This window comes from Corynebacterium sp. p3-SID1761 (genome assembly GCF_055862885.1).
In genome coordinates, this window is record NZ_JBSQBJ010000016.1 from 24,322 (window position 1) to 48,825 (window position 24,504).

Genomic DNA, 24,504 nt, shown 5'->3' on the forward strand with positions numbered 1-24,504 from the left:
GGCTGCCTACTAGGGTGGTCTGCATGAGTTCCATAAACCTAACCCGTACAGAAGCCGAGCACCGCGCAAGCCTCATCAGCGATGTTCACTACACCATCCAACTCGACCTCACCGGCGGCGAGCAGCCCGATAACAAGCACTTTCGCTCGCTGACGCGCATCAGCTTCACCTCTGACGCCGGGTCTACCTTCCTCGACCTGCGCGCTGACTCGCTGCTGCGGGCAGAGCTCGATGGCGAAGCGCTCGGTGGTTTTACCTATGACGCCGCAGCGGGGATTCCGCTGGAAGGCCTGCCCAGCGGCCAGCACGAGGTAGTAGTAGAAGCGGAGATCCCCTACTCCAGCACGGGCCAGGGCCTGCACCGCTTCTTCGACCCCAGCGATAACCAGGCTTATATGTACACCCAGTTTGAAACGGCGGATGCCAAGCGGGTCTTCGCTTGCTTCGACCAGCCGGATATCAAGGCGACGTACGACGTGGAGCTGACCACTCCCGCCGAGTGGACTGTGGTGACGAACAATGAGGTTGCTGTAGAGGAGGTTGAGGGCGTCCAAAGCAAACAGCACAGGGCTAGTGTGGACTACCTGTTGTCTACCTACCTCATTGCGTTTTGCGTTGGACCGTGGCACGTGGTGCGCGACGAGTGGCGGGGCACGATCACTGAGCACCCGGAGACCGTAGAAGCGCTGAGCAACAATCCACTGGGTGAGAACCTCCAGACCAGCGGGGAAATGCGAGTTCCTCTCGCGCTATTCTGCCGTCAGTCGCTGGCGGAATATCTGGATGCCGATGAGCTTTTTGAGGTGACGAAGCAAGGCTTCGACTACTACGCAGATAAGTTCGGCATTGGCTACCCGTTCTACAAGTACGATCAAATCTTCTGCCCGGAGTACAACATGGGCGCGATGGAAAATGCGGGTGCGGTGACGATCCGCGACGAGTACATCTTCCGCTCCGCGGCCAGCCATTACCAGTACGAGCGCCGTGCGGATACGATCTTGCACGAGCTGGCGCACATGTGGTTCGGCGACTTGGTGACGATGAAGTGGTGGGATGACCTGTGGTTGAACGAATCCTTCGCTACTTGGTCTGCGGCCATGAGCCAGGCCGGCGCGACGAAGTATGACACGGCGTGGGTGACCTTCAACAGCAAGGAAAAAGCCTGGGCATATGCGCAGGATCAGCTTTCCTCTACCCACCCAGTGTTCTCCGATGCAGGCGATATTGAGACGGTGGAGGCCAACTTCGACGGCATCACCTATGCCAAGGGTGCCAGTGTGCTGAAGCAACTGGCGGCGTACGTGGGGCTGGAGGAGTTCTTTGCGGGCATCCGCGCGCACTTCGCCTCTCACGCCTGGGGTAATGCGACGTTTGCGGATCTACTGGGAGCTTTGGAAAAGGCATCGGGTCGCGACTTGTCCGATTGGTCGAATCAGTGGCTACGAACCACGGGCATTAATACGCTGACTCCGGCCTTCGACGTGGCCGACGGATCCTACACTTCCTTCGCCGTAGAACAGTCTGGCGCACAGCCCGGCGCGGGTGAGACTCGTACTCACCGCATTGCCGTGGGCATTTACAACTTTGATGACGCTGGCGCTTTACAGCGCACCAAGCGGGTGGAGCTGGACATTTCCGGCGAGAGCACCGAGGTGCCGGAGCTGGTTGGTGTCCCTGCTGGTGACATGGTGCTGGTTAATGACGACGACCTGGCCTACGGCAACATGGCGCTGGATGAGGCGTCACTGACCACAGCGATCGGAGGCGAGGAGGTGCCGAACATTGCCCGCATTGCTGATCCGATGGCACGCGCCCTGGTGTGGTCTGCTGCCTGGCAGATGACGCGCAATGCGAATATGCGGGCACGTGACTTTATCCGCCTGGTCGCTGGTGGCGCGGTGGAGGAAACGGAGCTGGCAGTGTTGGAGCAGATCCTGGCTCAGGCACGCTCGGCAGCTGAGAATTATGCGGCCGCGGATTGGACGGATGAAGGCTGGACGCAACTGCGCGAGGCTTTCCTAGCTGCGGCGCACAAGACTAGCGGCCCGGCGCAATTGGCATTTGTCCGCGCGTTCGTGGGCTGTGTGCACTCCGCAGAGTCGGCTTCTGTTCTGCGCGCACTGCTGGGCGAAACTGGCGCATCGGAAGGCGATGGCGAAACGATCCCTGGGCTCAACGTGGACCAGGATCTGCGTTGGGCAGTGATCATTGCGCTTACCGCTGCTGCCCGCGCCACTGGAGAATCCACTGCACAGGTAGAGGCGCGCATCGCCGCCGAAGAGTCCAAGGACAACTCCTCCAGTGGTGCAGCATTGGCGCTGCAGGCCCGCTCCTCCATACCGGATGAGCAGACCAAGCAGCAGGTCTGGCGTGCGTTGACCGTGGAAGCGCCACAGCAGAGCAACCTGAGCCTGCGCCACCGCAACGCGGGCCTTGTGCACGTCGGCCACGGCGACCTGCTGCAGCAGTTCAGCGAGGATTACATCGCCCACGCCGTGGAGTACTGGAAGTCACTGAACTCCGAGATGGCACTGCGCACCCTGGAGGGCATTTACCCCACTTGGGATCACAGCGAATCCACGGATGCCGCCATTGCCGAACTCGTGCAGGCCGAGGACACCCCGAGTGGTCTCCGCCGCGTGCTTTCCGAGGGACGCGACCGGGTGGCTCGTGCCAAGGCCGCCCAGGCTTTCGACGCGAAGGCTCACTAGAAGGCTCGCGAAAGAATCAACGGATCAGTAACTGGGCTGTTCACGCTCTACAAACAGATAAGGTTGAGGCATGACTTCTAGCTTCTACGACGCTGTTGGTGAGGAAACGTTTCGCGCCATCGTGCACGAGTTCTATCGCCAGGTTCGCACCGACGATATCCTCAGGCCGATGTACCCGGAGGACGACCTCGAGGGCGCCGAAGATCGCCTGCGCTGGTTCCTGGTGCAGTATTGGGGCGGCCCTGCAGAGTTCAACGCTCGACGCGGCCACCCTCGCCTGCGGATGCGCCACGCCCCTTTCCGCATCGATACGGCTGCCCGCGACCGCTGGCTTGAGCTCATGGGCAACGCCTTGGCCACCATCGACCGCGAGCAACTGCCCGATGAGCACCGGTCGGCAATGTGGGATCACATGGAAAGAGTCGCGCACATGCTGGTGAATACCCCTGACGAGATCTAAGGATGCTAGCCGAGATTTCCGCCGAAACATTTTCGATCCTCGCGGTGGGATCCTTCGTTGCAGGGACGATCGATGCCATCGTCGGCGGAGGCGGGCTGATCCTCATTCCCCTGATTCTGATCGTCGCACCAGCAACACCCGAAGCCGCAGCAATGGCAACGAACAAACTTGCGGCTGTTTTCGGAACTTCATCTGCCGTCGCTCGCATGCTGCGGGCATCCGATATTCGCCAGAAAATCGACCGCAAACTGGTGGCGTTTGGGGTGCCGCTCGCTTTCGCCTGTGCAGCGTCGGGTGCGCTCTTGGTATCGATGCTGAGCTCCGAGGCGCTAAGGCCTCTGGTGATCTTCCTTCTGCTGGCAGTCGGAACCTATGTTGCCTTCAACCCCGGCTTCGGTAAACCTCAACATGCATCGGCTCAGAACCGCCACCGCTGGCTCGTAGGACTCTTCGCAGTCGGAATTATCGCCACCTACGACGGTTTCTTCGGGCCGGGCACAGGCACGTTCCTGATCATCGCGTTCACGGCACTTCTCAGCAAGTCCTTCGTGGAGTCTGCCGTCCTAGCAAAGATCATCAACATCGCCACCAACTTGGGAGCCCTTACCGTATTCGCCATCGGCGGCCACGTGATCTGGCTCTTCGGCCTAGCCTTGGCGGCCTTTAACGTAGCCGGAGCACAAGTCGGAGCACGTCTTGTGCTATCCAAAGGAACGGGCTTCGTCCGCATTGCACTGCTAGTTATCGTCGTAGTTATGAGCATCAAATTGGGCTACGACATTTACGCCGGTTCCTAGGTCGCCTAAGTCTTCGCGGCCCTAGCGCGGTCCGGGAACCCGCGCCAGCCCACCGGGTCGTGGCGCATATACGCTTCCCACCAGCGCGTCAATGCGGATCCAACTTCCACCGGCGCTCACGCGAACGAAGTCATAGTCCCGCAGCTTCTCCCCAGGCTCTGGAACCAAACGCAGGCCGCCGAGTGCCGCGATGGTTCGGCCTTCGAGCGCGACGGAGGTGGTGGCGTCGCTACCGTCCGAGCGTTTCACCGAAAGAACCTGCTGTTCCAGCAGGCTACGGGCGATGCCCATGGGGCCAGAGTTCGCTTCATTTTCCGCTGCCATATCCGCGTGCAGTGTGCGCACCACGCTTCCTGGCACCGTGTCGATCAGCTCAAACCCCTGCTGCGGAGGCAGCGACCCCATCCACATCAAATCCATGTCCGCGCCCAGGTCCAGGAGCTGCTGGCCGGGTTCAAAAGCAACGATTGCCCCCAGTGCCTCGCTGGCATAGGCCACGGAGCCTGACTTACCCGCGCCGCCTACCTGCCCTGGTACACGCACAGAGGCAACGCAGCCTAGTGGCGTCGAAATAAAAAGATCCGTCGACCGCTCCCCCACTGCACTTAAGCGCACGAGCGCACCCGGATCCATCACCAGCGCGCGCTTCGTCACTGCGCCTGCGCGCCGCATGGCGCTCACCGCCGCGGTCGCGGATCGCGAGTCAACTATTCCCTGCAGATCGATTGTGACGCCCATAATTCCCCCACCTTAGCCCCTCCCCCAGAGCCAAAGCTCGCATAGGTGAGTAGCGCAACATCTAGCGGCGCACTAACGATCAGCTAGTAGCGGGCGGCGGTGGCGGCTTGGCTGGTGACGACTTCCTCGTCACCGGGAATGAGGAAAAGATTAAGGTTATGGATGTCCTGCTCATTCCATTCGCGGGACTTGCCACTCATCACGTCGATTCCCACCATCACGGCATCGATAGTGCAGGTCACTCGCCCGATGGAATCCTGGATTACCTGGCGCATTGTGCAGGACTTACGTCCCACGCCGATGAAGTAGGAGGCGACGGCCACTTCCGACTCTCCCGGCGACAGGGGGTACGGGTAGTCGATGGTGGTGTGGCGCGCGAACATCGGGGGAACCGCTATGTCCATCTCCATCAGCACGTCTTTGAGGAAGACCATTCGCGCGTCTTGGCCAAATTCCAGGTATTTTGCGTTGTTGACGTGCTGGTATTGGTCGAAATCGGACCACCGGAGTTCGCGGTGGCATGTGTGCCAGCGAGTCCCGGTGGGCTCGTGGTCGATGAAGGGCATTGCGTTTAAAACCTCGCTTTGAACCTCACAAGTAACTTTTGTTTCGTGAACCAATCTTGCCACACCCTTCACATTGGTTCACGTTGTTACACGGTTTTAAGCGAGGAAAACACCTAGCGAGTCAGCTTGCGGTGCGTCACGCGGTGCGGGCGTGCAGCCTCCGGGCCAAGGCGATCGACCTTGTTCTTCTCGTAATCCTCGAAGTTGCCCTCGAACCAGTACCACTGCCCCTCGGCAACGTTGCCTTCCCAAGCCAGGATGTGAGTACAGGTGCGATCCAGGAACCAGCGGTCGTGCGAGATGACCACGGCACAGCCAGGGAACTGCTGCAAAGCGTTCTCCAGGGAGGACAGGGTCTCAACATCCAAGTCGTTAGTCGGCTCATCCAGCAGGATCAGGTTGCCGCCCTGCTTCAGCGTCAGCGCCAGGTTCAGGCGGTTACGCTCACCACCCGAAAGCACCTTGGAAGGCTTTTGCTGATCCGGCCCCTTGAAACCGAATGCGGAGAGGTACGCGCGGGAAGGCATTTCATTCTGGCCAACGTGGATGTAATCCAGGCCGTCAGAGACAACCTCCCAAACAGTCTGCTCGGGGTCGATGTTTTCGCGGTTCTGATCCACGTAGCTCAGCTGCACGGTGGAGCCGACCTTAACCTCACCGGAGTCTGGCTGCTCCAGGCCGACAATTGTCTTAAACAGGGTGGTCTTACCCACGCCGTTCGGGCCGATGACGCCCACAATGCCGTTACGCGGCAGGGTGAACGATAGGTCCTTGATGAGGGTACGGCCGTCGAATCCCTTGTTCAGATCCTTGACCTCGACAACCTGGTTACCCAGGCGCGGTGGGGTCGGGATCTGAATCTCTTCAAAGTCGAGCTTTTTGTACTGTTCAGCCTCTGCAGCCATCTCTTCATAACGCTGCAGACGAGCCTTGTTCTTCGCCTGACGGGCCTTCGCACCGGAGCGAACCCAAGCCAGCTCTTCCTTCAGGCGCTTCTGGAGTTTGGCGTCCTTCTTACCTGCAACCTCCAGGCGCTTGGCTTTGGTCTCCAGGTAGGTGGAGTAGTTGCCCTCGTACGGGTACAGCTTGCCGCGGTCAACCTCACAGATCCAGCCGGCTACGTGATCCAGGAAGTAGCGGTCGTGGGTCACGGCCAGGACAGCACCCTTGTAATCCTTCAGGTGCTGCTCCAGCCACAGCACGGACTCGGCGTCCAGGTGGTTAGTGGGCTCGTCCAGCAGCAGCAGGTCCGGCTCGCTAAGCAGTAGCTTGGCCAGCGCCACGCGACGACGCTCACCACCGGAGAGGTTAGTGACAGGCGCGTCGGCCGGCGGGCAGCGCAGTGCGTCCATCGCCTGCTCGATCTTGGAATCCAGCTCCCACGCATCTGCAGCGTCGATCTGCTCCTGCAGAGTCGTCATCTCTTCCATCAACTCATCGGTGTAGTTGGTGGCCATTTCTTCGGCGATCTCTTCATAGCGCTGGCGGATCTCGAAGATCTCACCCATGCCCTCTTCGACGTTCTGGCGAACGGTCTTTTCCTCGTTCAGCGGCGGCTCCTGCATGAGGATGCCCACGGTTGCGCCGGGGTCCAGGAATGCCTCACCGTTGGAAGGCTGATCGATGCCCGCCATGATCTTCAGGATGGAGGACTTACCTGCACCATTCGGTCCCACTACGCCGATCTTGGCGCCGGGGTAAAACGCCATTGTGACGTTATCCAGAATGACTTTGTCGCCGTGCGCCTTGCGCACGTTCTTCATGGTGTAAATGAACTCGCCCACGGTGAACTCTTCTGACCTTTCGTGGTTAGTGTCCCAATGTATTCGCCCACCTAGTGTACGTGGTGCCACCGCGGAAAGGCCTACCTGGGCTACTCCCCCGAGCAGCCCAGATCAGCTACGCTGCCAAACGCCTAGAAAGGCGTTTTCTCTTCCCCTTCCCGTTCCTCCATGCCGGTGGTGGCCGCACCAACTCCCACAAGTTCCTTGGCGGCTTCCTTGGTGACCTCTTGTTCGGCGTTCTTGGCCGCGTTTTGTTCCACCGCCTTGCGAACGTTCACCAATACATTGCGAGTTCCCAGATCCGGCCCGACGTGCGTCGCACGCACTCGCAGCACACTGCGGGTCACCGTCTTACCGTCCTCCCCGCTGGCTTCCCACGTGCTCTGGACGATACGCCCGACCACGATCACGGACATTCCCTTGCCCACTGTCGCGATGACATTGTCCCCCAACGTGCCCCAGCACTGCACTTCCATGTAGCACGGGTCGCCGTCTTGCCACTGTCCATCCGCGCCTTGAAAGCGATGGTTCATTGCCACGCGGAATGTCGTCAACGTCGGCCCGCCGTCGAGCCCCCTGAATCGAATCTGTGGGTTATCTACCGCGTTCCCCACCAGATATGCCTGTGCCAGATTGTTGCTCATCCGACTAGTCCCCTTCCTAATTGCCGCACCGGAGCTTGTTCCCCAGCGCGTGACTCTTATTGATAGCGCGTCGAGGACTTTTTCTTTATCTTTGTGACGCCACCCTGTGGACAACTCCACTCACGCCCAGGGCTTATCCACAAGCTGAAAGGAAGGGGGTTGACAGTCTGTGGCTGGATATGCGTTAGTCCGGATCCTGGTTCGTCTGCTCTTGTACTGGCTTGTGATGGGCCTTATTTTTCGCCTTGTATTTGGCAGAGTGCAGGGTGCTTTGAACGTCCTGATCGTGGTAGTCATCGCCGTAGTAGGCACGGTTACCGGTATCGATTTGACCGGTGGAAAGTCCCGCCAGCATTGCGTTGTAAGCTGCCAGCTCTTCATCCCCAGTACGCTCCTCCTTGCGATCGAAGCGCTTGGCCTCGCGCCGGTCGGAACGTAGCCACTGGAAGCCGTGAGCGATGGAAACGATAAGCAGCGGAATCTCTCCCAGCCCCCAAGTGATGCCTCCGCCCAGGAATTGTTGGTGATCGAGGTCCACTGGGAACGGGAAGTCCAATTGGCTGTAGAAGTCCGCGTTCAGCGGCTCGGAGATCTGCATCATCGCAATACCGAACCATGCGTGGAAGGTCACCATTGCAAACAGGGTCAGCATCTTGATGAAGGGCGAGAGGTGCCGCGGTGCGGCATCTACGCCGATAATCACCCAATAGAAGATGTAACCCGAGATGATGAAGTGCAGCATCATAAACAAGTGCCCGGCGTGCTCAGGCGCGATGGCGTCAAAAAGCGGCGAGAGATACAGGTAATAGAAGCCGACGACGAACTGCGTACCGGCGACGATAGGGTTCGTCAAGAAGCGCGAGACAGGGTTATTGATGAATACAACCAACCATTCGCGCGGGCCAGCCACACCGTTTCGTCCGGCAGCGGGCAGGGCACGTAGCAGCAATGTCATGGGGCCGCCAAGAACCCAAAACACGGGCACGGCCATGGAAAGAATGACGTGCTGCAACATGTGCGGACCAAACATTGCCATGGAGTACATACCCAGACCAGAGCTGGTGGCGAACAAAAGGGTGATATTGCCGACAGACCACCAGATGAGGCGCTGGATGGGCCATTCGATACCGCGCTTCTTGAGGCTCAACCAAGCCCACATGTAACCCGCCTGGAGGATGATCGCGCCCACACCGAAGACGAGATCCAGGCGGAACATGGTGAAGTAGCGCCAGATCGACGGCGGTTCGGTGAGCGTGTACCCGAGCAGCACATCCTGCTGGGTGAGGTTCACTACCTGCTCGATGGGCGGCGGAATGCGCCCCAGCGACACTGCGATGCCGATGGTGGCAGCCATGATGAAGATTTCCAAGGTGGCGAAGCGGATGAAGGGTGCGCGTTGGGCGCTGGTGATCTTGCCACCTTCGCCTTCCCCGTCGCGCAGCTTGGGGATGATGTGGGAGCGCTGCACCCAGCCAAACCAAGCCAGGATCAACGTCATCACCATTTTCGAGGTGATGACGAGGCCATATTGGGTGGTCAGCAATTCGTTCAGATGCACGCGCAACAGGGCGTTAATAAACCCGGACACAGCGACGGCAATGATGCAGAACAGCGCCAAAAAGCTATAGCGCTGGACAATGAGGGCCAGGTGCGGGCCGCGGCGTTTTGCATGTGCCAGCAGCGCGAGCAGGCCACCTACCCACAGCGAGACGCAGATGATGTGCCAGAGCAGCGAGTTAACGCCGTAGTCATGGTTACCGCCCGCCGCGGAGTGCCCCTCCAGGGCCAGCGGGATGAGCGAGAGAATGGACAGCGCCAGGAAGATCGGCTGCCAAATCCATTTGCGCGTGAGCAGTGAAAGCCCACCGGCCACGCCCGCGAAGATGGCAACCCAGAGCCAGGCCTTCGACGCCGACACCTGTTCCAGCGCAATCCCCCAGTACTTGGGCTTTAAAACCTCGTTGAGGGGGCTGCCGGAGATGTCCGACATGTACATCGGAATCAGCAGTAGCGATAGGAGTGCGAAGCCGATCATTCCCCAGGTTCCCGTCCGGGAGGCACGAAAGCCATCAAGGGTGAGATATCCCTGCTTATCGGCGGGCGTGCCAAAGGCAGCCATGAGGAACCCGCCAAGGCCAAGGCAAGCAATGAAGATTGCCGCACCGCGGACGAAAGGAAGACCAATGGTGGTCAGCGGACCGGGGTCCGGGATGCCTAGCAGAGCGAGTGATTCGCCGAGGAAGGAGTAACCGATGGCGGCGCCGAAACACCCGGCGACGAGAGCGCCGATAAGGTACACGAGGCCGGGATTGCCCAGCTTCGCGGGCTGGGTCGGGGCTTGCGCTTCCGCCTGCGCGGGCTTGGCTTGCGCTGTTTGCTTAGCTTCCTGATCTGCCTGGGTGGACATGGTTGGAACCTTACCCTGCGCTCCGGACAGGGTGAACTTCCCGGTTTTGTGATGTCGCTTGCGCCACAGCGGCGGCTTGATTGCCCCGCAATTTCTGCGCGCATGCGCGTGCATTATTATCTACTCGTATGCCTCCGTAGCTCAGCGGATTAGAGCAGTGGGTTTCTACCCCATGTGTCGCGGGTTCGAGTCCTGCCGGGGGCGCCATCTAAAGACTCGGGGTATCGTTCCGGTTAAGTCCCGGGGCATTTCTTCTGACTTGTCCACAGTGCCCAACATGTCGTGAACTAAAACAACAGAATTCAAGGTGATGAATCGGTGCTAGCCGATGTGAATACGCCTCAAGGAGTGTTGGCAGGAACGGTGTCGCACGATCAACGTAGGCCAGGAGGGTTACCATGATGAAAGGACGTAGCCAGCGTTGTCCAACTTCAACGACTTGATTGAGCGAGCTCGCTCTATTGACCCAAACCTTGCGCGAGACCTTGAATCCGAGGTTCGAGACCTCAATAACCAGCGCAAGTTCGGTCTTGTTTTCGAGCGCCACCTACCAGAGTCAGTGAACCTCCCCGGTCGCAAGGTGCGACGCGGCTCAAAGGTTCGCATGCTACCACCCCGCGGAGAGACCACAGAGGTGGATCCCCATGTTTGGACTGTGACTGACCTCGACGGTGACAACGCGACACTTGAGTTTCGCGGTAAGAGTAATCAGGTTAAGACGTCCGAGTGGGCAGTAGAGGACTTGGTTGCAGTCGCCGAGTTCAACGACGTTATCTATCCCGGTCTGGTGCTGGATGGTGAGGTCAATGGTGGGGACGTAGATGCCCCGGCTCATGCGGTGATTAACGCGGAAAATTATCACGCGTTGGAGATGCTGTCGTACACCCACCGCCACTCGATCGACGCTATCTACATCGACCCTCCGTACAACACGGGTGCTAAGGATTGGAAGTACAACAACGACTACGTTGACGGCAACGACGACTACCGACACTCGAAGTGGCTGTCGTTTATGGAGCGCCGCCTGAAAATCGCTAAAGACCTGCTCAACCCGAAGGATTCCGTCCTTATCGTCACGATAGACGAAAAGGAGTATCACCGCCTCGCGATGCTTCTGGAGCAAGTATTCCCGGAGTCCCGGATTCAGATGGTGAGCAGTGTGATTAACCCTAGCGGTTCTTCGAGAATGAATATGTTTTCCCGCTCGGACGAGTACATCTTCTTCGTGTTCTTGGGTAACGCTGCGGTAATTCCAGGAAATGACGACATGCTACGTCCTGTAACGGAGAGAAAGATTAGGTGGGACGGCCTAATGCGAAGGGGCGCTAACGGTAAGCGCACCGCGCGTCCGAATCTGTTCTACCCTCTCCATTTCTCCACGTCGGACGGAAGATTTGTTTCGGCAGGGGAGCCACTAGACATTGACGACGCCCGTGCTACGCACGTACCCCCCACCGGGACATTCGCCGTGTTTCCGGTGTCCGCGAATGGAGACGAGGCCACATGGGGGCTGAAGACAGAAACATTCATTCAAAATCACGGCAAGGGTTACGTCCGGTTCGGTCCATGGAAACCTGGTGACACGAAACGTGCCGTCTACTTCCTCCAATCGGGAACGATCAAGGCAATCGAGGACGGCGCCATAGAAACCCTCGGGTTTGACGACGAGGGTGCAATTTTGACGGGAACCTACGGGAAGTCAGTTCGCCCCATGACGACCTGGACAAAGCAGTCACACAGTGCTGGTGATTACGGCGTTGGCATTACGAAGGCATGTCTCGGTCGTTCCAAATTTGACTACCCCAAGTCGCTCTACGCTGTCGAGGACGCGCTGCGCTTCTTCGTTAAGGACAAGCCTAACGCCACCATCCTTGACTTCTTCTCCGGCTCCGGCACTACGGCGCACGCGGTCATGCGTCTGAATAAACAAGACGGTGGGCTACGCCGCTCTATCTCGGTAACTAACAACGAAGTCTCTGCCGACGAGCAAAAGGCGCTAACCGCTAAGGGCCTGCGACCCGGCGATGAAGAGTGGGAGGCACTCGGCATTGCCAACTACGTGACCAAGCCCCGCGTGAAGGCCGCAATCACCGGGAAAACCCCTGCTGGCGACTACATTAAGGGCGACTACAAGTTCACCGACGAGTTCCCAATGAAAGACGGGTTCAAGGCTAACGCCAAGTTCTTCACACTTACCTACGAGGATCCGCTGGCTATCCAGCTCTCCCGTGGATTCACCCGAATCGCTCCCTTGCTGTGGCTGCGTGCAGGACAACAGGGCTCTGTCATCGACGACCTGACTGAAAAGGGCTACGGCGTCTCGGGACATTACGGGGTTATCGAGTCGCTCGACCATCTCGACGACTTCATCGCCGAGGTCGAGGACAAGCGACCGAACCTAATTTTCATCATCACCGATGACCGCCGACAATTCCAGCATGTCGCGGGTCTTTTGCCGAGCGGTATAGAAACCGTGCGCCTCTACGAGTCGTATTTGTCGAACTTCGAGGTCAACACAGGAAGGTACGCATAAGCCATGCGTTATATTCTCAAGGATTACCAGGAAGACGCAGTGCGCGAGGTGCAGCGAAAGCTCGCTCGCGCCAGGCGCAATTTCGATTTCGACGGCACGACGTCTGGCTTCGCGCTGTCGGCGACAACCGGCGCCGGCAAGACGGTTATGGCCGCGGCGGTCATCGAGGCCATTTTGCAAGGACGAGAGGACAACATCTTCGAGCCGGACCCCAATGCGACGATTCTTTGGTTCTCTGACGAGCCGAGCCTGAACGAGCAGTCGCGTGTAAGCCTACTTCGCGCAAGTGAGGCTCTGGCGGGCAGAACCCAGACCATCGAGTCGGACTTCGACGCCGAGCTTCTCGACCGCGGCATGGTCTACTTCCTCAATTCCGACAAGTTGTCGAAAAACGGACGTCTGGTTCGCGGCGTGCAAGAGGACGGTCAAGAGGCCCTTATCGTGCGTCCCGATACCGCCCAGCACAATTTCTATGACGTGCTACGAAACACCTCCGAGGACGGCACGGTCGTCTACATGTTCCTCGATGAGGCGCATAGGGGTATGAACCCGAAGAACCGGGATACCATTGTTCGTAAACTCATCGACGGCGCACACGGGGCTCCCCCGATGCCGATTCTTCTCGGCATTTCCGCAACGCCGGAGCGGTTCGAGGAGACGATGAGCACCATCGCAGACCGCGACACCATGCCGAATGTGGAGGTTGACCCGGCGAGGGTTCAAGCCTCGGGCATTATCAAAGACGAGATCGTGCTGACATTCCCCAACGAGGTGGGCGATTTCGAAACCACAGTGCTGCGCGCTGGCGCCGAGAAACTGGCGCTATCGCACGAGGCATGGGCACAGTACACCGCGGGCGACGAACAGTTGGCCGACGTGATTCCGCTGATGGTGGTGCAAGTGCCGGACGGTGCGAAACCAGAGGACTTCGCCCGCTGGGTCGCAACTATCGCCGACACCATCGACATTGCCCCGGAAGCGTTTTGCAACGTACTCGGCGAGCACCAGAACATCGCACTGCCCGGCTCCATGCATATTCCCTATGTCGAGCCGGACAAGGTGCAGGGACGTGAGCGAATCCGAGTCGTGTTCGCCAAGACCGCTATCTCGACGGGTTGGGATTGCCCGCGCGCGGAGGTGTTAGTGTCGCTTCGACCAGCCAAGGACCAGACCCACATCACCCAGACCATTGGGCGCATGGTGCGCTCGCCGCTTGCGCGCCGAATAGAGGGCAACGGTCTGCTGAACTCGACCTGGTGCCTGCTGCCGCGCTTTGACGAGGAAACCACCACCGCTGTGGCAAAACGCATCAGTAAGGGCGAGTTCGGCGGCGCTCTTTTGCCAACAATTCTCATTGACGCGGTTGCCCTTGGTCGAAACCCGAAGTTGAATAAGGAGAAGCGTCTTTGGCAGGTGTTATCCGGTGCGCCTACGTATGCCGTGCCGAGAACGATTCGAGACGACATCAGGCGCCTTAACGAATTGTCGCTACTGCTTAGCCAGCACGGCATTATCGAAGGCTGTGTCGCACAGGCCGATGACTTTATGACCAGTGCGATTCGCGGTGCTGTCGCTATGTTCGAGGACAAAGTTGAGGCAGCGAAACGCGATGTGGAAACTGCCTCGCTGCGGGACGTGACGACTGTGGTCGGCGGTGACGTCGACGACACCGCAGAGGCATACACGATGGTCGCCGACGACCGTTCGATTCAGCGCTCGCAGTCGATGGCCGAGCGCGGCCTGTCCGGCAGGCAGCTAAAAAAGTACATCAACTCCCTCATCGACGACCCAAAGAACCCGATGGATACCTACGACGCGACGCTGCAAGGCATTGCCGCAGGGTGGGTCGACGAGCTCGTTGAGCGTGTGCGTATGGACGCGGCGACCCGGGTGAAGACACTGCTGACTGAAACCCGTACCGCACGCAAGGCGCTATCCGACGAGGAGCGTTCGCACTATGAGCGCGTCATCGCCTCCGGCGCGGAGCCGCTGACGACCGACTTTGTGCTGCCGAGCAGAATCATGGTGCAGCGCGAGCAGGTCCGTGGCGCCGACGGTGAGCCGGTTTGCGACAAGTACGTCTACACCGCCCCGACGTATACGGGTCACGTCATTGCGGATGACAAAGGCGTGTTCCCGGTCGAGTTAAACACCTGGGAGCAGCATGTCCTCGACGCCGAGAAAGCGCACGACGAGAACCTGTACTGGTACCGCAACCCGTCTCGTGCCGGTTCGTCTAGTGTCGTGGTGCCGTACCTCTACGAGGATGAATGGCGAGCGATGTGTCCGGACTTCATCTTCTTCACCCAGCGTGGGGATGATGTGGAGATGAGCATTATCGACCCGCACGGCGCACACCTCGGCGACGCGCTGGCGAAACTCCAGGGTCTTGCCCGCTACGCAGAGCGCTACGGTGAGGCGTTTGGTCGTATTGAGGCTGTCGCCGAGATTGACGGGACATACCGGGTGCTGGACATGCAGCAGGAGGTTGTCCGCAACGCTGTGAAGAACGCGACCAGTGCGGTGGGCGTGTACTCGTCTGACGTGGCGACTGACTACTCCTAATCGAGAGTCCAGGCCACAGCCGGGAGGTCCGTTACCTCCCGGCTCTTTTATCCGACGGGCGAACATGGAGCGCTACAGCCCTGCGCAGTTCCCCTGGGGCGTGAATACAACCTCAAAGAATTAGGAATATATGTTCGATTAATTTGGGAGCGATGTCGGATCTGCCCGTATAACTAAATGCAGGTAGCGATTACCACCCTTCAAGCCGACGATACGAAGGGACGAACCAATTTAGTGTTAGGCTCAAATAGAAGTTAAGGAGGTGAAGTTGATGGAACCCCTATTGCAGTTCCTTTCCTGGGCTACCCAACGTGAGTCTGATGAGGGTCTGGCCCCTTCGATTACGAATATGAAGGCACAGAAGTTGTCCTACCTCGCAGAGAGCCTCTATGGACATTTGGAAAACCGTGATTTATCAGCTGGAGTCTTCCAAGCGTGGGATCACGGACCGGCGCAGCCTGATTTGTACCGATTTATCAGATCTCAGGTTGGCGATAGCCCTGCCGCCCCATTGGAGCCTTTTTCTACGGGTGACGCTATACCGCTTGATGTCGAGGAAATCTTCGATGGAATTTGGGAAAACTTCGGCAGGTTGACCGCCACTCAACTGCGAAACTTCACGCACACCTACGGCCCATATGGCCACCATTATCGAGTCGGTGCTCGAGGTATCCCCATCCCGAAGAATGAGATTCACGATGCGTGGCCGGACTTCGTTAACGGTCTCCATATTTTCGAGCGCTCGCCCGAAATGCGACGCCGAGTTGACGTTCTCAAAACGCTACCCCCGCATATTGACCCGTATTCAACGGATGGATTAAACAAAGAGCTAATCCACAACATTTTTACTGGACACGCCACTGAACTATGAGTTCACCCTTTCCGATAGTTGCCCGCCAGGGCTGCCTCTACTACGTGAGCGACGAGAAAATAGTATTCGTCTCCAATGGTAAGCGAACGTGGCATGACACCCGTCGCCCGGTTCTCGTGGTCTCCCGCGACGATGTGAACAGTGATACGTCTAACGAGGCCATTTTCGTATGTCCCATCTCAAGTGGGGGCAACCCATCGGGTTTCGACGTTAAAATTGCCGCTTACGAAGGAGGGCTACGCAAAAAGAGTTGGGTGAGGGTCGACCACTGTCAACGCCTTCTCAAAAGCGACTTGCAAGACTGTCTATCACAGGACGGGATTACACCCGCCGCTATGGAAAACGTTCTCGCTAACCTCGCGGAACTCTTTTTTGCCCCATAATCATCAAAATAGGGAATCGGTGGGTATTCCGTTAGGGAATCAACTTCAACCGGGACGAGCGTACCCGCTGAGAGACTGAATGTCCGCATCTCCCTCATGAGTCGCGACATAGTTGACACCTCAGTCGCAGCAAGGTTGCCATTTCAGCCACGGCATCGCGTACACATTGGCGCCTCAGCCCCCTCTGCTTGTGAGTTGCCATAAATGTGAAATGCACCTCACCTAAGAAAGAGATTAACCTTTTCTGAGAATCGCCCCTTTCCTTGGTCTAATCTAAGAGCGATTGCAATAGAAATTGCATGTTTCTGAAACCTCAAAAAGGAGACCCCCATGAAGCGTTTTGCTACTGCTGCCGTTGCTACTGCGACAGCCCTCAGCCTCGCTGCTGCCCCAGCTCAGGCTGCCCCGAGTACGCCGACAAATGCTCAAAAGGTTGAAATGGCAAAGCTAGCTGGAATTTTCGTACTCCAAGGAACCGGCGCTGCACCCAATACCGGACCGGCCGGAGAAATGGCTGCAGGATCCGTCATGGCAGGCTCCTCCGCCAAGACCGCCTACGGCGCAACGCAGTTCGGCTGGGCACTCACCTGGATCGCCGTCGCTGCAGCAGGCATCGGCCTGATCAGCGCTGCAGCTAAGCAGGCTGGCCTCCTGCGCTAACCCCCTGCGCCACTCTTCCATCCAAGAGGGTGTCTGACGGATTCCGTCAGGCACCTTCTTCTGTAAGCAGCCCCTTCTTGCCAAGCTCCGCGATCGTGCCGTCTTCGTTGAAGCTCAGCTCCACCACGAAGAAGCGTCCCTCGCTGTCCGCAATCTTCCACGCGCGTTGTTTTTTCTCCGGTTCGATTTCTTCGACCGTCCAGTCTTCGCGCTGATTCGCAATCCCTTCGATGCTCCACACCGGGTCGTCACATTCCAACAATATGGCGTCGAACTTGACGAACATCACCGACAGATCCGTCTCCCGTATCGGTGGGTTGAACGAATCCATCAAGTAAATGCGGATCTCGGACTCGTCTTCGTTCGGAATGCTTGCGTAACAAGCATGCGAACCAAAGATTTCGAACGCGCTATCCCCTACATCCTCCGAAACAGCTGCCGCTGCAATTGACTGCGCATACAGCTCGTCGCCTTCTTCGCCTTCCCCATCTTCCGTGTCTTCCCCGCTACCCGATTCAGCTTCATCGCTGTCCCACTCGGGAACCTCGTAAGGCACCACTGGGGTCGTAAACCCGGGCAGGTCTTGTTCCTCACCCCACTCGCGCATCACCTCCGCAGCAAGGCGCCGACCAAGTTCTGCAGCTCCGGAAACAGCCGTTTCATCCGCCCATTCCCACTTGAGAGTCGCAGACTCCACGTCAACGGTCGCGACGAGTTCCACTCGAGCATTGGCGAGCCTAACCCGCCCCTGAAACTGGTAGTACTGCTCGCCTTGAATCTCGCCTACAGCAATTCCCCAGTCATCGCCAACGCGCTCTTCGATCTGTTCCATGATGTGCTCACAGCGCGCATGGGCATACAGCGCGGCGTGCTGTCCAACTCTGCGAATATCGGGGATCATGTATTAAGGCTAACCGAGGCCTGTTTTCCCCGCTGAACACATTCTCCAAACACTTCAACCGACCACGCAAAAACTAGGAACGGAAGTGAACCAAGTGAATTCTGCCAGTATTCGTTACCGGGAACTTACCGCCCCACAAGCTCGCGACGCCTTAGTCGCTGCCCTCGCATTTCTTTCTGTCTGTGGGCTCTTAGTTGCCCAGGTGTTTGGCCTCTCTGAATCATCTGCCAGCGACAAGACGACGTGCATTGTCATGGCCTTCACGCTTCCGATCGCTTTCGGTGCCCCGATGTGGCTTTTGCTTCGATACCTTCGGAAACGAAACATCGAAACTGGCCTTCTTCCGCTATCAAACAAGGCTGGACATCTTTTTTGGCTAATTCCGCTCGTTTCCATCGGCGCTGCTACAGTCGCAATTGGTTCGAGCAACCTGCTGGACAGCATTTTCAGCGAACAATCCCCCGCCGCCGAAGAGTCCAGCTCGATTTCGGTGCACCTTTCGGTAATCTTCGCCCTCATTGCATACCTCATGGTCGGCCCGTTTCTCGAAGAGCTAGTCTTTCGTCGCATACTGATGGGCTACTTTGACACGATCATGCCCGTCGCCTCGAGTATCGGCCTGAGTTCACTGCTATTCGGGCTCGCGCGAATTAGCCCGCCCATCATCATCTACGCCTTCTTGTTGGGCCTAGGCTCCGCGCTCTTCACCCGCTGGCAAGGAACCCTTTGGGGTGGACTTTACCCCTATTTATTCAGCAACTCCCTCGTCACACCTATAGTCCTGATAATGGTGTTCGCCTAAACTTTCCTCGCACTCCATTCACCCCACTTCTCCGCGCTTTAGCGTGCCCCGCACCTTGTCCGCACCGCCCGCTATGGTTGTAGCCATGACTGCGAATAGCCGCTTTAACCCTATTGACGCCCTCCGCTCCCTCCCCCTGGAGCAGCTCCCCGTCCCACTGCCGTTCGGCCTGGGCAAGTCCCAGAAGTCCGCGGAACTGGACCTCCCCGCCCCCACTCCAGGCTCCTACGCTGTGATCACCGGCGCTTCCTCCGGCATCGGTAAGGCCATCGCCGAGGAGCTCGCCCGGCGCGGCTACGACCTGCTCCTGGTCGCCCGCACCGTAGCCCCCATGCAGGAGATCGCGGACGCATTCCCAGATCGCGACGTGCAGATCCGCTCCGTCGACCTGGCGGATGCGCCCGCCCGCGCAGAACTGCTAGAAGAGCTCCGCACCACCCCGGTCAGCATCATCATCAACTCAGCGGGCATTGCCACCTTTGGCCAGTTCAAGGATCTCGACTGGGACTATGAGCGCCTGCAATTCGAACTAAACGCCACTGCTCTCTACGAACTCACGCAGGCCGTGCTGCCGAGAATGCTGGAACGTGGCGAGGGCGGGATCGTCAACGTCGGCTCCGCCGCGGGCAACATGGCCATCCCTGGAAACGCCACCTACGTGGGCACCAAGGCGATGGTCAATACCTTCACCGAATCACTGCACTACGAACTCAAAGATCACGGCATTAAGTGCACCCTTCTGGCACCCGGCCCTGTGCGCGAGGCACGCAAGGAAGATGAACAGCTCACCGAGGTTGACGATGCCGTCCCGGATTTCCTCTGGACCACCTACGAGGACTGTGCCTTGGACACCCTTGCCGCACTTGCCAAGAACAAGCTGCGCGTAGTCCCCGGCCCTTTGTCAAAGGCCATGAATTTCGTATCCACCTATCTGCCGCGGAAGGTCACCGCCCCCATCGTCGGCAAGTTCTACGCCCAAATGGCAACCGAAAGCGACTGATTCCGAGGAGGCGTCACCCAAAAAGACATAGAATTATCAACAACAGAAAGGAACCTCCGTGAACACCACCCCGAACCAAGTTGCCAAGAACGACCGACTCGTATGGGTCGACTGCGAAATGACGGGCCTGGACCCCGACCAGCACGTACTGGTCGAGATCGCGGTCATTGTGACGGATGCGGAGCTCAACCCGCTCGACGACGGTCTGGACCTGGTGATTCACGCAACCGAGCGCGACCTGGCTCGAATGGATGCCGTCGTGACGAAGATGCACGGCGAATCCGGCCTGACGGAACAGATCCGCGCCTCCGATATCACTCTGGAAGAGGCCGAAGAGCAGGTTGTGGAGTACGTCAAGAAGCATGTGCCGACCGCGGGCGTGGCACCGCTGGCGGGCAACAGCATCGGCGCTGATCGGAAGTTCATCACCCGCTACATGCCGCACCTGGACCAGTACCTGCACTACCGCATGATCGACGTCTCCAGCCTGAAGGAACTTGCCCGCCGCTGGTACCCACGTGTGTACAACGGCCAGCCGGCGAAGGGCATGACGCACCGGGCGCTGGCGGACATCAAGGAGTCCATCCGCGAGCTGGATTTCTACCGCCGCGCAATGTTGATTGAGGCTGACCCGACCAACGCTGACGTCACCGCCGCCGCGAAAGCTGCCACGGAGCGTTTCCCGATCTAACCCCAGTTTTAGCCCCCCACGACCTGGCCTTTTGGTTAAGGCACGGGGTGTCGGCTAACATGAAATCCGCTGTTTTCAACAGCAATGGTGACTGTAGTTCAGCTGGTAGAGCACTAGGTTGTGATCCTAGGTGTCGCGGGTTCGAGTCCCGTCAGTCACCCCAAATTTTTTAAAGGTCTAGTGATGCTAATGAGTAACACCGATCTTCAAACAGCGTTTCGGGATGTCTTCCGCGGACACCCAGCGGGGGTAACGCTAATCACCGCAACCGTCGACGGCGAGCCCGTCGGCCTCACGGCATCGTCGGTTTCCTCGCTTTCACTCGCCCCACTCTCGATCAGTTTCTCGCTGATGAAGCGCACGGGTTCGGCTGGCAAATTACTGCGGTCGAGCAGCATGTTGGTGCACTTTCTTAGTGACGCCCAGTCCCCCATCGCGCACTCCTTCGCCACGTCGGGCGCGAACCGCTTCGCGGAATCTCAAGGGTGGGTAACCGCGGAGACTGGCGAGCCGCTACTTCCGAACTCCCGAGCCGTGATCCGCGCGCGGATTTCAGATACAGCGAAGGCCGGGGAGGCCACGCTAGTGGCGGCGGAAGTGCTGGACGTGTCGGCGACCTCCGAGGACTCTGCGTTGCTTTTCCTTGGCCACAAGTTCTACAGCATCGCGGGGTTGCGCCCCTTCTAACGGCGGGCACTCCCGCCTGGCCCACTCCCCTACGCGCGGCGAATAGCTTCGTAGCCCGCCTCGTCGACAGCATCGATAACTTGCTGATCGCTGAGCTCGCCAGCAGTTGCATCATGCTCAAACGTCAGCAGCCCCTTGTCTGCACTGACCTCGATATTCGTAACCCCAGGAAGGTTCGCGACCTCCTCCTTTACGGCGTTTTCGCAGTGTCCGCAGCTCATTCCAGTGACGTCGTAGCTGTATGCGCTCATGATGGCAGTCTCTCTTTCCCTAGCTTTATTTCTCTGCTTTATTTTTCTGGCGCCTAGGAAGCACTCGGTATGCACAACATCTCGCAGGGAACATTCATTCCGCGGAACCTCGCACTAGCCAGCGCATCCAGCGGCTCACGGCGCCGATACGCGCCATGATACGTGCGATCCCCCCGCCCTCTCAGAGGGCAAATGTCCAAAATCAACGGGTTAACGCGAAAAGTAGAAAAATCGCAAAATTCGCACCCCCTCTGACCTGCACAAACAGAATAGCTATATTTTAAGACGTGGAATTTTGGACATTCCCCCGCCACGGCCCTCTCTACCCACCCACCACGGCCCCGCCAATCGCCCACACCACCCTCACCACACCCCCGCCAATCGCCAAACACACGTCGACCACCAATCACACGCCAACTACCACCCCGTCAGCCTCTCGGGTCCGTGGACTAGCATTAATCACCATGGCCCGCCTGCCCAAGCCCCATCTTCGCGCAAACCCCACCGCACACCCCATGGCCCGCATCCACCACGCCCCCGCCGCGCTGTACACGCAGGCCTCTACCTCCGCGGCCGCCAGCTTTATCCGCCATTACTCCACCAGCTTTTACCTGGCCAGCGAACTCCTCGCACCAACCGTCAGACTACACATCCGCAACATCTATGCCCTCGCTCGCATCGCAGACGAAATCGTCGACGGTACGGCTGAGGCGCTTAGCCAGCCGGCCTGCGGCGTCCAAAAGACCCTCGACGACTACGAACGCACCACCCTCGCGGCGCTAGACACCGGCTTCAGCACCGACCCCATCGCGCACGCGTTCGCCCTCACCGCGCGCTGGGCTGGATTCGACCGCGCCTGGACGGTGGACTTCTTCTCGTCCATGCGCTCTGACGCCCCCAGCGCCAAATCCTTGCCTCTCCGCGCATACGTGCACGGCTCCGCGGGCGTGATCGGCTGGATGTGCAACGCGGTATTCGCAGCTCACGCCGCCGAAGCAGGGCGCCCGCTGACCCCGGAGCAGCGCGCGGAGACTGATGCGGGAGCCTACGCGCTGGGTAGCGCCTTCCAAAAGGTGAACTTCCTGCGGGATTACCAGGAAGATACGGTCGGTTTGCAGCGTTCCTATCTGCCAAAACTGACAGAGGAATCAAAGGCCAAGCTTGTCGCAGAGATCCGCGAGGAACTTGCCCAGGCTTGGGCGACCATGCACTTGCTGCCGCTATCCGCCCGCGTGGGCGTTGTCGGGGCGCACGACCTCTTCGCTGCGCTGAATGAGCGGCTCGCCCGCACCTCCGTCGAGCAACTAAAAACGGCCCGCGTACAAGTGCCGCGAGCCGAGAAGGCGAGGATTATCGCGCGTGCCCTCCCCCGCGCTGCACGCCTGCGTTAGGCGCGCGGCTAGCTCCAGCGCTAGCCGTTAGCGTTGCCGGCCTTCCAGGTATTCCACGGGATGTTCCAGTCGCCCAACCCGTCGACACCATTCAGAGTCTCTCCCTGGGTGTTCTTCACCTCAACAATGTCGCCACGCTTCATGTTGTTAAACACCCAGGCGGCGTTTTCCACGGACACATTCACACAACCGTGGGAAGTATTGGTGTTGCCCTGTGCGTACACGCTCCACGGAGCCGCATGGATGTAAATACCCGAGTAGCTCATCTGCGTCGCGTACTGCACGTCAGTCTTGTACGACCCCGCGCCGGTCAGGCCGAACGTCGAGGAATCCATGGTCAGTGTCTCAAACTGATCGCCGATGATGTACTTACCATTCGGCGTGGGGTACTCGTAGTCCCTTCCCAAGGAAACCGGCATAGTCTGCAGAGTCTTGCCGTTCTTCTTGATGGTCATCATCTTCGTGTTGTCATCCACGACCGCGCGCACGTCATCGCCGATAGTGAACTTTGCACTGCGGTCCTCACCGCCATACACACCTTCGCCGAGCTTGGTGCCATACAGGTTGGCCTTCACCTTCACCTTGGTGCCTGGCTTCCAATAGTCCTTGGGTCGCCAGCGGAGGTTCTGGGGCGAGATCCAGTAGAAAGCACCTTCCACCTTCGGCGTGGTCTCCACTGTGATGGCATCCTCGACTGCCTTGCGATCCTCCACTGGGGCGTCGAAGTACAGGGCGATGGTCTGTCCGATGCCAACGGTCGAACCGTCGAGCGGGGCCAGCGCGCCGTTGAGTGTCGTGGCCGGGGAGACGGTCGTAAAGGTCTGCTTAAGTTGCTTATCGCCGGACTTCGCGGTCAGGGTGTATGTGCGCGAGTAGCCGAGTTTCGTGGGCACGGTCCACTTGGTCTTGTCGTCGTTGTACTTGCCCTTAATTTTCTCGCCCGCGTCGTTCGTCAGCGAGACCTTGTCGATCTTCTGGCTACCTTTAACCTGCACATGCTCGGAGACGTCGACATCAGTGCCACCGTCCTTCATGTTGGAGGTCAGTTCGATGTTCTTCTTTTCGCCTTCACCGTCGCTCGTCGAAGCATTCGAACTGATCTTCGGATCGTCGTTATGGTCGATCGTGCACGATGCGGTGAAAGCGACCAGGGCAACGCTTAGCGACGCCGCAGTGATCCGTGAAAAGGTTTGACCCAAAACCTTGGTGCTGCGCAAGTCTTACTCCATGAGAGAAATGTGTGTGTAGAAAATGTGACTGTCCTAAACCATAACGGTTGCTGTTGGAGGAACGTTAGTGATTTGACCGGGTTTCAGCTGTTCGTAGCGTAAACGTTATAAACGGTGGCGATACCTCCTGGCTTGTATTCGTGCACTCGCTTCCGCCAGGCTGTCCACTCTTGCAGCTAACTTCTAGCCACGCTTGCGGACTGCCAATTATCCGCCCCGACCAGGCGATTTGTGTTGTACACACACCAAGGTATAAAGTTTTCCACGTTGCCGAGGCGCACAGCGCTTCGAATAACGCGGGCTATTAGCTCAATTGGCAGAGCAGCTGACTCTTAATCAGCGGGTTCGGGGTTCGAGTCCCTGATAGCCCACACTCTCACCCCCATCGGGATCTATCCCGGTGGGGGTTTTGTCTTACCTACCCGTTACCTTG

The 24,504-nt window shown here is 58.5% G+C and carries 21 protein-coding genes and 3 tRNA genes; 16 read left to right on the top strand and 8 right to left on the bottom strand.

Annotation, left to right across the window (positions count from 1 at the left end; translation table 11 throughout):
* The first annotated feature begins 23 nt into the window (after nt 1-23).
* The 3 genes from pepN (at nt 24) to ACWXWJ_RS08185 (ending at nt 3,968) form a co-directional block, all read left to right on the top strand.
* Nucleotides 24-2,711, top strand: coding sequence for an aminopeptidase N (gene pepN, locus ACWXWJ_RS08175; RefSeq protein ID WP_473964093.1), 2,688 nt, complete (start codon nt 24-26; stop codon nt 2,709-2,711).
* Between the two features lie 70 nt (nt 2,712-2,781).
* On the top strand, nt 2,782-3,171 hold the full coding sequence (locus tag ACWXWJ_RS08180) for a globin (protein ID WP_473964094.1): 390 nt from the start codon (nt 2,782-2,784) through the stop codon (nt 3,169-3,171).
* A 2-nt stretch (nt 3,172-3,173) separates the two neighbouring features.
* On the top strand, nt 3,174-3,968 hold the full coding sequence (locus tag ACWXWJ_RS08185) for a TSUP family transporter (protein ID WP_473964095.1): 795 nt from the start codon (nt 3,174-3,176) through the stop codon (nt 3,966-3,968).
* Between the two features lie 21 nt (nt 3,969-3,989).
* Here the strand turns inward: ACWXWJ_RS08185 and ACWXWJ_RS08190 are convergent, their stop codons facing one another.
* From ACWXWJ_RS08190 to ACWXWJ_RS08210, 5 genes are all read right to left on the bottom strand, one after another.
* On the bottom strand, nt 3,990-4,706 hold the full coding sequence (locus ACWXWJ_RS08190; protein WP_473964096.1) for a DUF8185 domain-containing protein: 717 nt from the start codon (nt 4,704-4,706) through the stop codon (nt 3,990-3,992).
* 83 nt (nt 4,707-4,789) lie between these two features.
* Nucleotides 4,790-5,272 carry an acyl-CoA thioesterase gene (locus ACWXWJ_RS08195; protein WP_473964097.1) on the bottom strand — a complete coding sequence of 161 codons (483 nt, stop codon included), beginning with the start codon at nt 5,270-5,272 and terminating at the stop codon, nt 4,790-4,792.
* A 113-nt stretch (nt 5,273-5,385) separates the two neighbouring features.
* Nucleotides 5,386-7,056, bottom strand: a complete 1,671-nt coding sequence (ettA, locus tag ACWXWJ_RS08200; protein ID WP_293791449.1) for an energy-dependent translational throttle protein EttA — start codon at nt 7,054-7,056, stop codon at nt 5,386-5,388.
* A 131-nt stretch (nt 7,057-7,187) separates the two neighbouring features.
* Nucleotides 7,188-7,700 (bottom strand): single-stranded DNA-binding protein, encoded by a 513-nt coding sequence (locus tag ACWXWJ_RS08205; protein ID WP_473964098.1) that lies wholly within the window; start codon nt 7,698-7,700, stop codon nt 7,188-7,190.
* 184 nt (nt 7,701-7,884) lie between these two features.
* Nucleotides 7,885-10,107: a bifunctional copper resistance protein CopD/cytochrome c oxidase assembly protein gene (locus ACWXWJ_RS08210; RefSeq protein WP_473964099.1), complete on the bottom strand. Its 2,223-nt coding sequence runs from the start codon at nt 10,105-10,107 to the stop codon at nt 7,885-7,887.
* 130 nt (nt 10,108-10,237) lie between these two features.
* On the opposite strand from ACWXWJ_RS08210, the gene ACWXWJ_RS08215 reads away from it, so the two are divergent.
* The 6 genes from ACWXWJ_RS08215 to ACWXWJ_RS08240 all read left to right on the top strand — a co-directional run bounded on the left by ACWXWJ_RS08215 (nt 10,238) and on the right by ACWXWJ_RS08240 (nt 17,119).
* Nucleotides 10,238-10,314 (top strand) — tRNA-Arg (locus ACWXWJ_RS08215).
* 214 nt (nt 10,315-10,528) lie between these two features.
* Nucleotides 10,529-12,640 (top strand): site-specific DNA-methyltransferase, encoded by a 2,112-nt coding sequence (locus tag ACWXWJ_RS08220; protein WP_473964100.1) that lies wholly within the window; start codon nt 10,529-10,531, stop codon nt 12,638-12,640.
* A 3-nt stretch (nt 12,641-12,643) separates the two neighbouring features.
* Nucleotides 12,644-15,205, top strand: coding sequence for a DEAD/DEAH box helicase (locus tag ACWXWJ_RS08225; RefSeq protein WP_473964101.1), 2,562 nt, complete (start codon nt 12,644-12,646; stop codon nt 15,203-15,205).
* Nucleotides 15,206-15,476: 271 nt separating this feature from the next.
* Nucleotides 15,477-16,076, top strand: coding sequence for a Panacea domain-containing protein (locus tag ACWXWJ_RS08230; protein WP_473964102.1), 600 nt, complete (start codon nt 15,477-15,479; stop codon nt 16,074-16,076).
* A complete protein-coding gene (locus tag ACWXWJ_RS08235) occupies nt 16,073-16,459 on the top strand; it encodes a type II toxin-antitoxin system PemK/MazF family toxin (protein WP_473964103.1) in 387 nt (128 codons plus the stop codon). The genes ACWXWJ_RS08230 and ACWXWJ_RS08235 overlap by 4 nt, the downstream gene beginning before the upstream one ends.
* A gap of 330 nt (nt 16,460-16,789) precedes the next feature.
* A complete protein-coding gene (locus tag ACWXWJ_RS08240; RefSeq protein ID WP_473964104.1) occupies nt 16,790-17,119 on the top strand; it encodes a hypothetical protein in 330 nt (109 codons plus the stop codon).
* Between the two features lie 46 nt (nt 17,120-17,165).
* Here the strand turns inward: ACWXWJ_RS08240 and ACWXWJ_RS08245 are convergent, their stop codons facing one another.
* Entirely contained in the window at nt 17,166-18,020 is an 855-nt protein-coding gene (locus ACWXWJ_RS08245) for a DUF6882 domain-containing protein (protein WP_473964105.1), read from the bottom strand.
* A gap of 85 nt (nt 18,021-18,105) precedes the next feature.
* On the opposite strand from ACWXWJ_RS08245, the gene ACWXWJ_RS08250 reads away from it, so the two are divergent.
* The 5 genes from ACWXWJ_RS08250 to ACWXWJ_RS08270 all read left to right on the top strand — a co-directional run bounded on the left by ACWXWJ_RS08250 (nt 18,106) and on the right by ACWXWJ_RS08270 (nt 21,200).
* Entirely contained in the window at nt 18,106-18,822 is a 717-nt protein-coding gene (locus ACWXWJ_RS08250; RefSeq protein WP_473964106.1) for a lysostaphin resistance A-like protein, read from the top strand.
* A 196-nt stretch (nt 18,823-19,018) separates the two neighbouring features.
* The gene (gene cmrA / locus ACWXWJ_RS08255; protein WP_473964110.1) at nt 19,019-19,822 is read left to right on the top strand and encodes a mycolate reductase; all 804 of its coding nucleotides are present in this window, start codon (nt 19,019-19,021) and stop codon (nt 19,820-19,822) included.
* A gap of 58 nt (nt 19,823-19,880) precedes the next feature.
* The gene (orn, locus tag ACWXWJ_RS08260; RefSeq protein WP_434827890.1) at nt 19,881-20,513 is read left to right on the top strand and encodes an oligoribonuclease; all 633 of its coding nucleotides are present in this window, start codon (nt 19,881-19,883) and stop codon (nt 20,511-20,513) included.
* Nucleotides 20,514-20,600: 87 nt separating this feature from the next.
* Nucleotides 20,601-20,676, top strand: a tRNA-His gene (locus ACWXWJ_RS08265).
* A gap of 26 nt (nt 20,677-20,702) precedes the next feature.
* Nucleotides 20,703-21,200: a flavin reductase family protein gene (locus ACWXWJ_RS08270; protein WP_473964107.1), complete on the top strand. Its 498-nt coding sequence runs from the start codon at nt 20,703-20,705 to the stop codon at nt 21,198-21,200.
* Nucleotides 21,201-21,229: 29 nt separating this feature from the next.
* Here the strand turns inward: ACWXWJ_RS08270 and ACWXWJ_RS08275 are convergent, their stop codons facing one another.
* Nucleotides 21,230-21,451 carry a heavy-metal-associated domain-containing protein gene (locus ACWXWJ_RS08275; protein ID WP_473964108.1) on the bottom strand — a complete coding sequence of 74 codons (222 nt, stop codon included), beginning with the start codon at nt 21,449-21,451 and terminating at the stop codon, nt 21,230-21,232.
* Between the two features lie 464 nt (nt 21,452-21,915).
* On the opposite strand from ACWXWJ_RS08275, the gene ACWXWJ_RS08280 reads away from it, so the two are divergent.
* Nucleotides 21,916-22,842 carry a phytoene/squalene synthase family protein gene (locus tag ACWXWJ_RS08280; RefSeq protein WP_473964109.1) on the top strand — a complete coding sequence of 309 codons (927 nt, stop codon included), beginning with the start codon at nt 21,916-21,918 and terminating at the stop codon, nt 22,840-22,842.
* A gap of 20 nt (nt 22,843-22,862) precedes the next feature.
* Here the strand turns inward: ACWXWJ_RS08280 and ACWXWJ_RS08285 are convergent, their stop codons facing one another.
* Nucleotides 22,863-24,059, bottom strand: a complete 1,197-nt coding sequence (locus tag ACWXWJ_RS08285; protein WP_448307401.1) for a L,D-transpeptidase — start codon at nt 24,057-24,059, stop codon at nt 22,863-22,865.
* Between the two features lie 310 nt (nt 24,060-24,369).
* Between ACWXWJ_RS08285 and ACWXWJ_RS08290 the strand changes: the two genes are divergently transcribed.
* Nucleotides 24,370-24,442 (top strand) — tRNA-Lys (locus ACWXWJ_RS08290).
* Nucleotides 24,443-24,504: the final 62 nt, after the last annotated feature.

Coding starts and splice junctions, on each gene's coding strand:
- ACWXWJ_RS08225 (WP_473964101.1), top strand. CDS start 12,644: ATGCGTTATATTCTCAAGGATTACCAGGAAGACGCAGTGCGCGAGGTG.
- ACWXWJ_RS08185 (WP_473964095.1), top strand. CDS start 3,174: ATGCTAGCCGAGATTTCCGCCGAAACATTTTCGATCCTCGCGGTGGGA.
- ACWXWJ_RS08190 (WP_473964096.1), bottom strand. CDS start 4,706: ATGGGCGTCACAATCGATCTGCAGGGAATAGTTGACTCGCGATCCGCG.
- ACWXWJ_RS08235 (WP_473964103.1), top strand. CDS start 16,073: ATGAGTTCACCCTTTCCGATAGTTGCCCGCCAGGGCTGCCTCTACTAC.
- pepN (WP_473964093.1), top strand. CDS start 24: ATGAGTTCCATAAACCTAACCCGTACAGAAGCCGAGCACCGCGCAAGC.
- ACWXWJ_RS08270 (WP_473964107.1), top strand. CDS start 20,703: ATGAGTAACACCGATCTTCAAACAGCGTTTCGGGATGTCTTCCGCGGA.
- ACWXWJ_RS08275 (WP_473964108.1), bottom strand. CDS start 21,451: ATGAGCGCATACAGCTACGACGTCACTGGAATGAGCTGCGGACACTGC.
- ACWXWJ_RS08195 (WP_473964097.1), bottom strand. CDS start 5,272: ATGCCCTTCATCGACCACGAGCCCACCGGGACTCGCTGGCACACATGC.
- ACWXWJ_RS08280 (WP_473964109.1), top strand. CDS start 21,916: ATGGCCCGCCTGCCCAAGCCCCATCTTCGCGCAAACCCCACCGCACAC.
- ACWXWJ_RS08205 (WP_473964098.1), bottom strand. CDS start 7,700: ATGAGCAACAATCTGGCACAGGCATATCTGGTGGGGAACGCGGTAGAT.
- ACWXWJ_RS08245 (WP_473964105.1), bottom strand. CDS start 18,020: ATGATCCCCGATATTCGCAGAGTTGGACAGCACGCCGCGCTGTATGCC.
- ACWXWJ_RS08230 (WP_473964102.1), top strand. CDS start 15,477: ATGGAACCCCTATTGCAGTTCCTTTCCTGGGCTACCCAACGTGAGTCT.
- ACWXWJ_RS08210 (WP_473964099.1), bottom strand. CDS start 10,107: ATGTCCACCCAGGCAGATCAGGAAGCTAAGCAAACAGCGCAAGCCAAG.
- ACWXWJ_RS08240 (WP_473964104.1), top strand. CDS start 16,790: ATGAAGCGTTTTGCTACTGCTGCCGTTGCTACTGCGACAGCCCTCAGC.
- ACWXWJ_RS08180 (WP_473964094.1), top strand. CDS start 2,782: ATGACTTCTAGCTTCTACGACGCTGTTGGTGAGGAAACGTTTCGCGCC.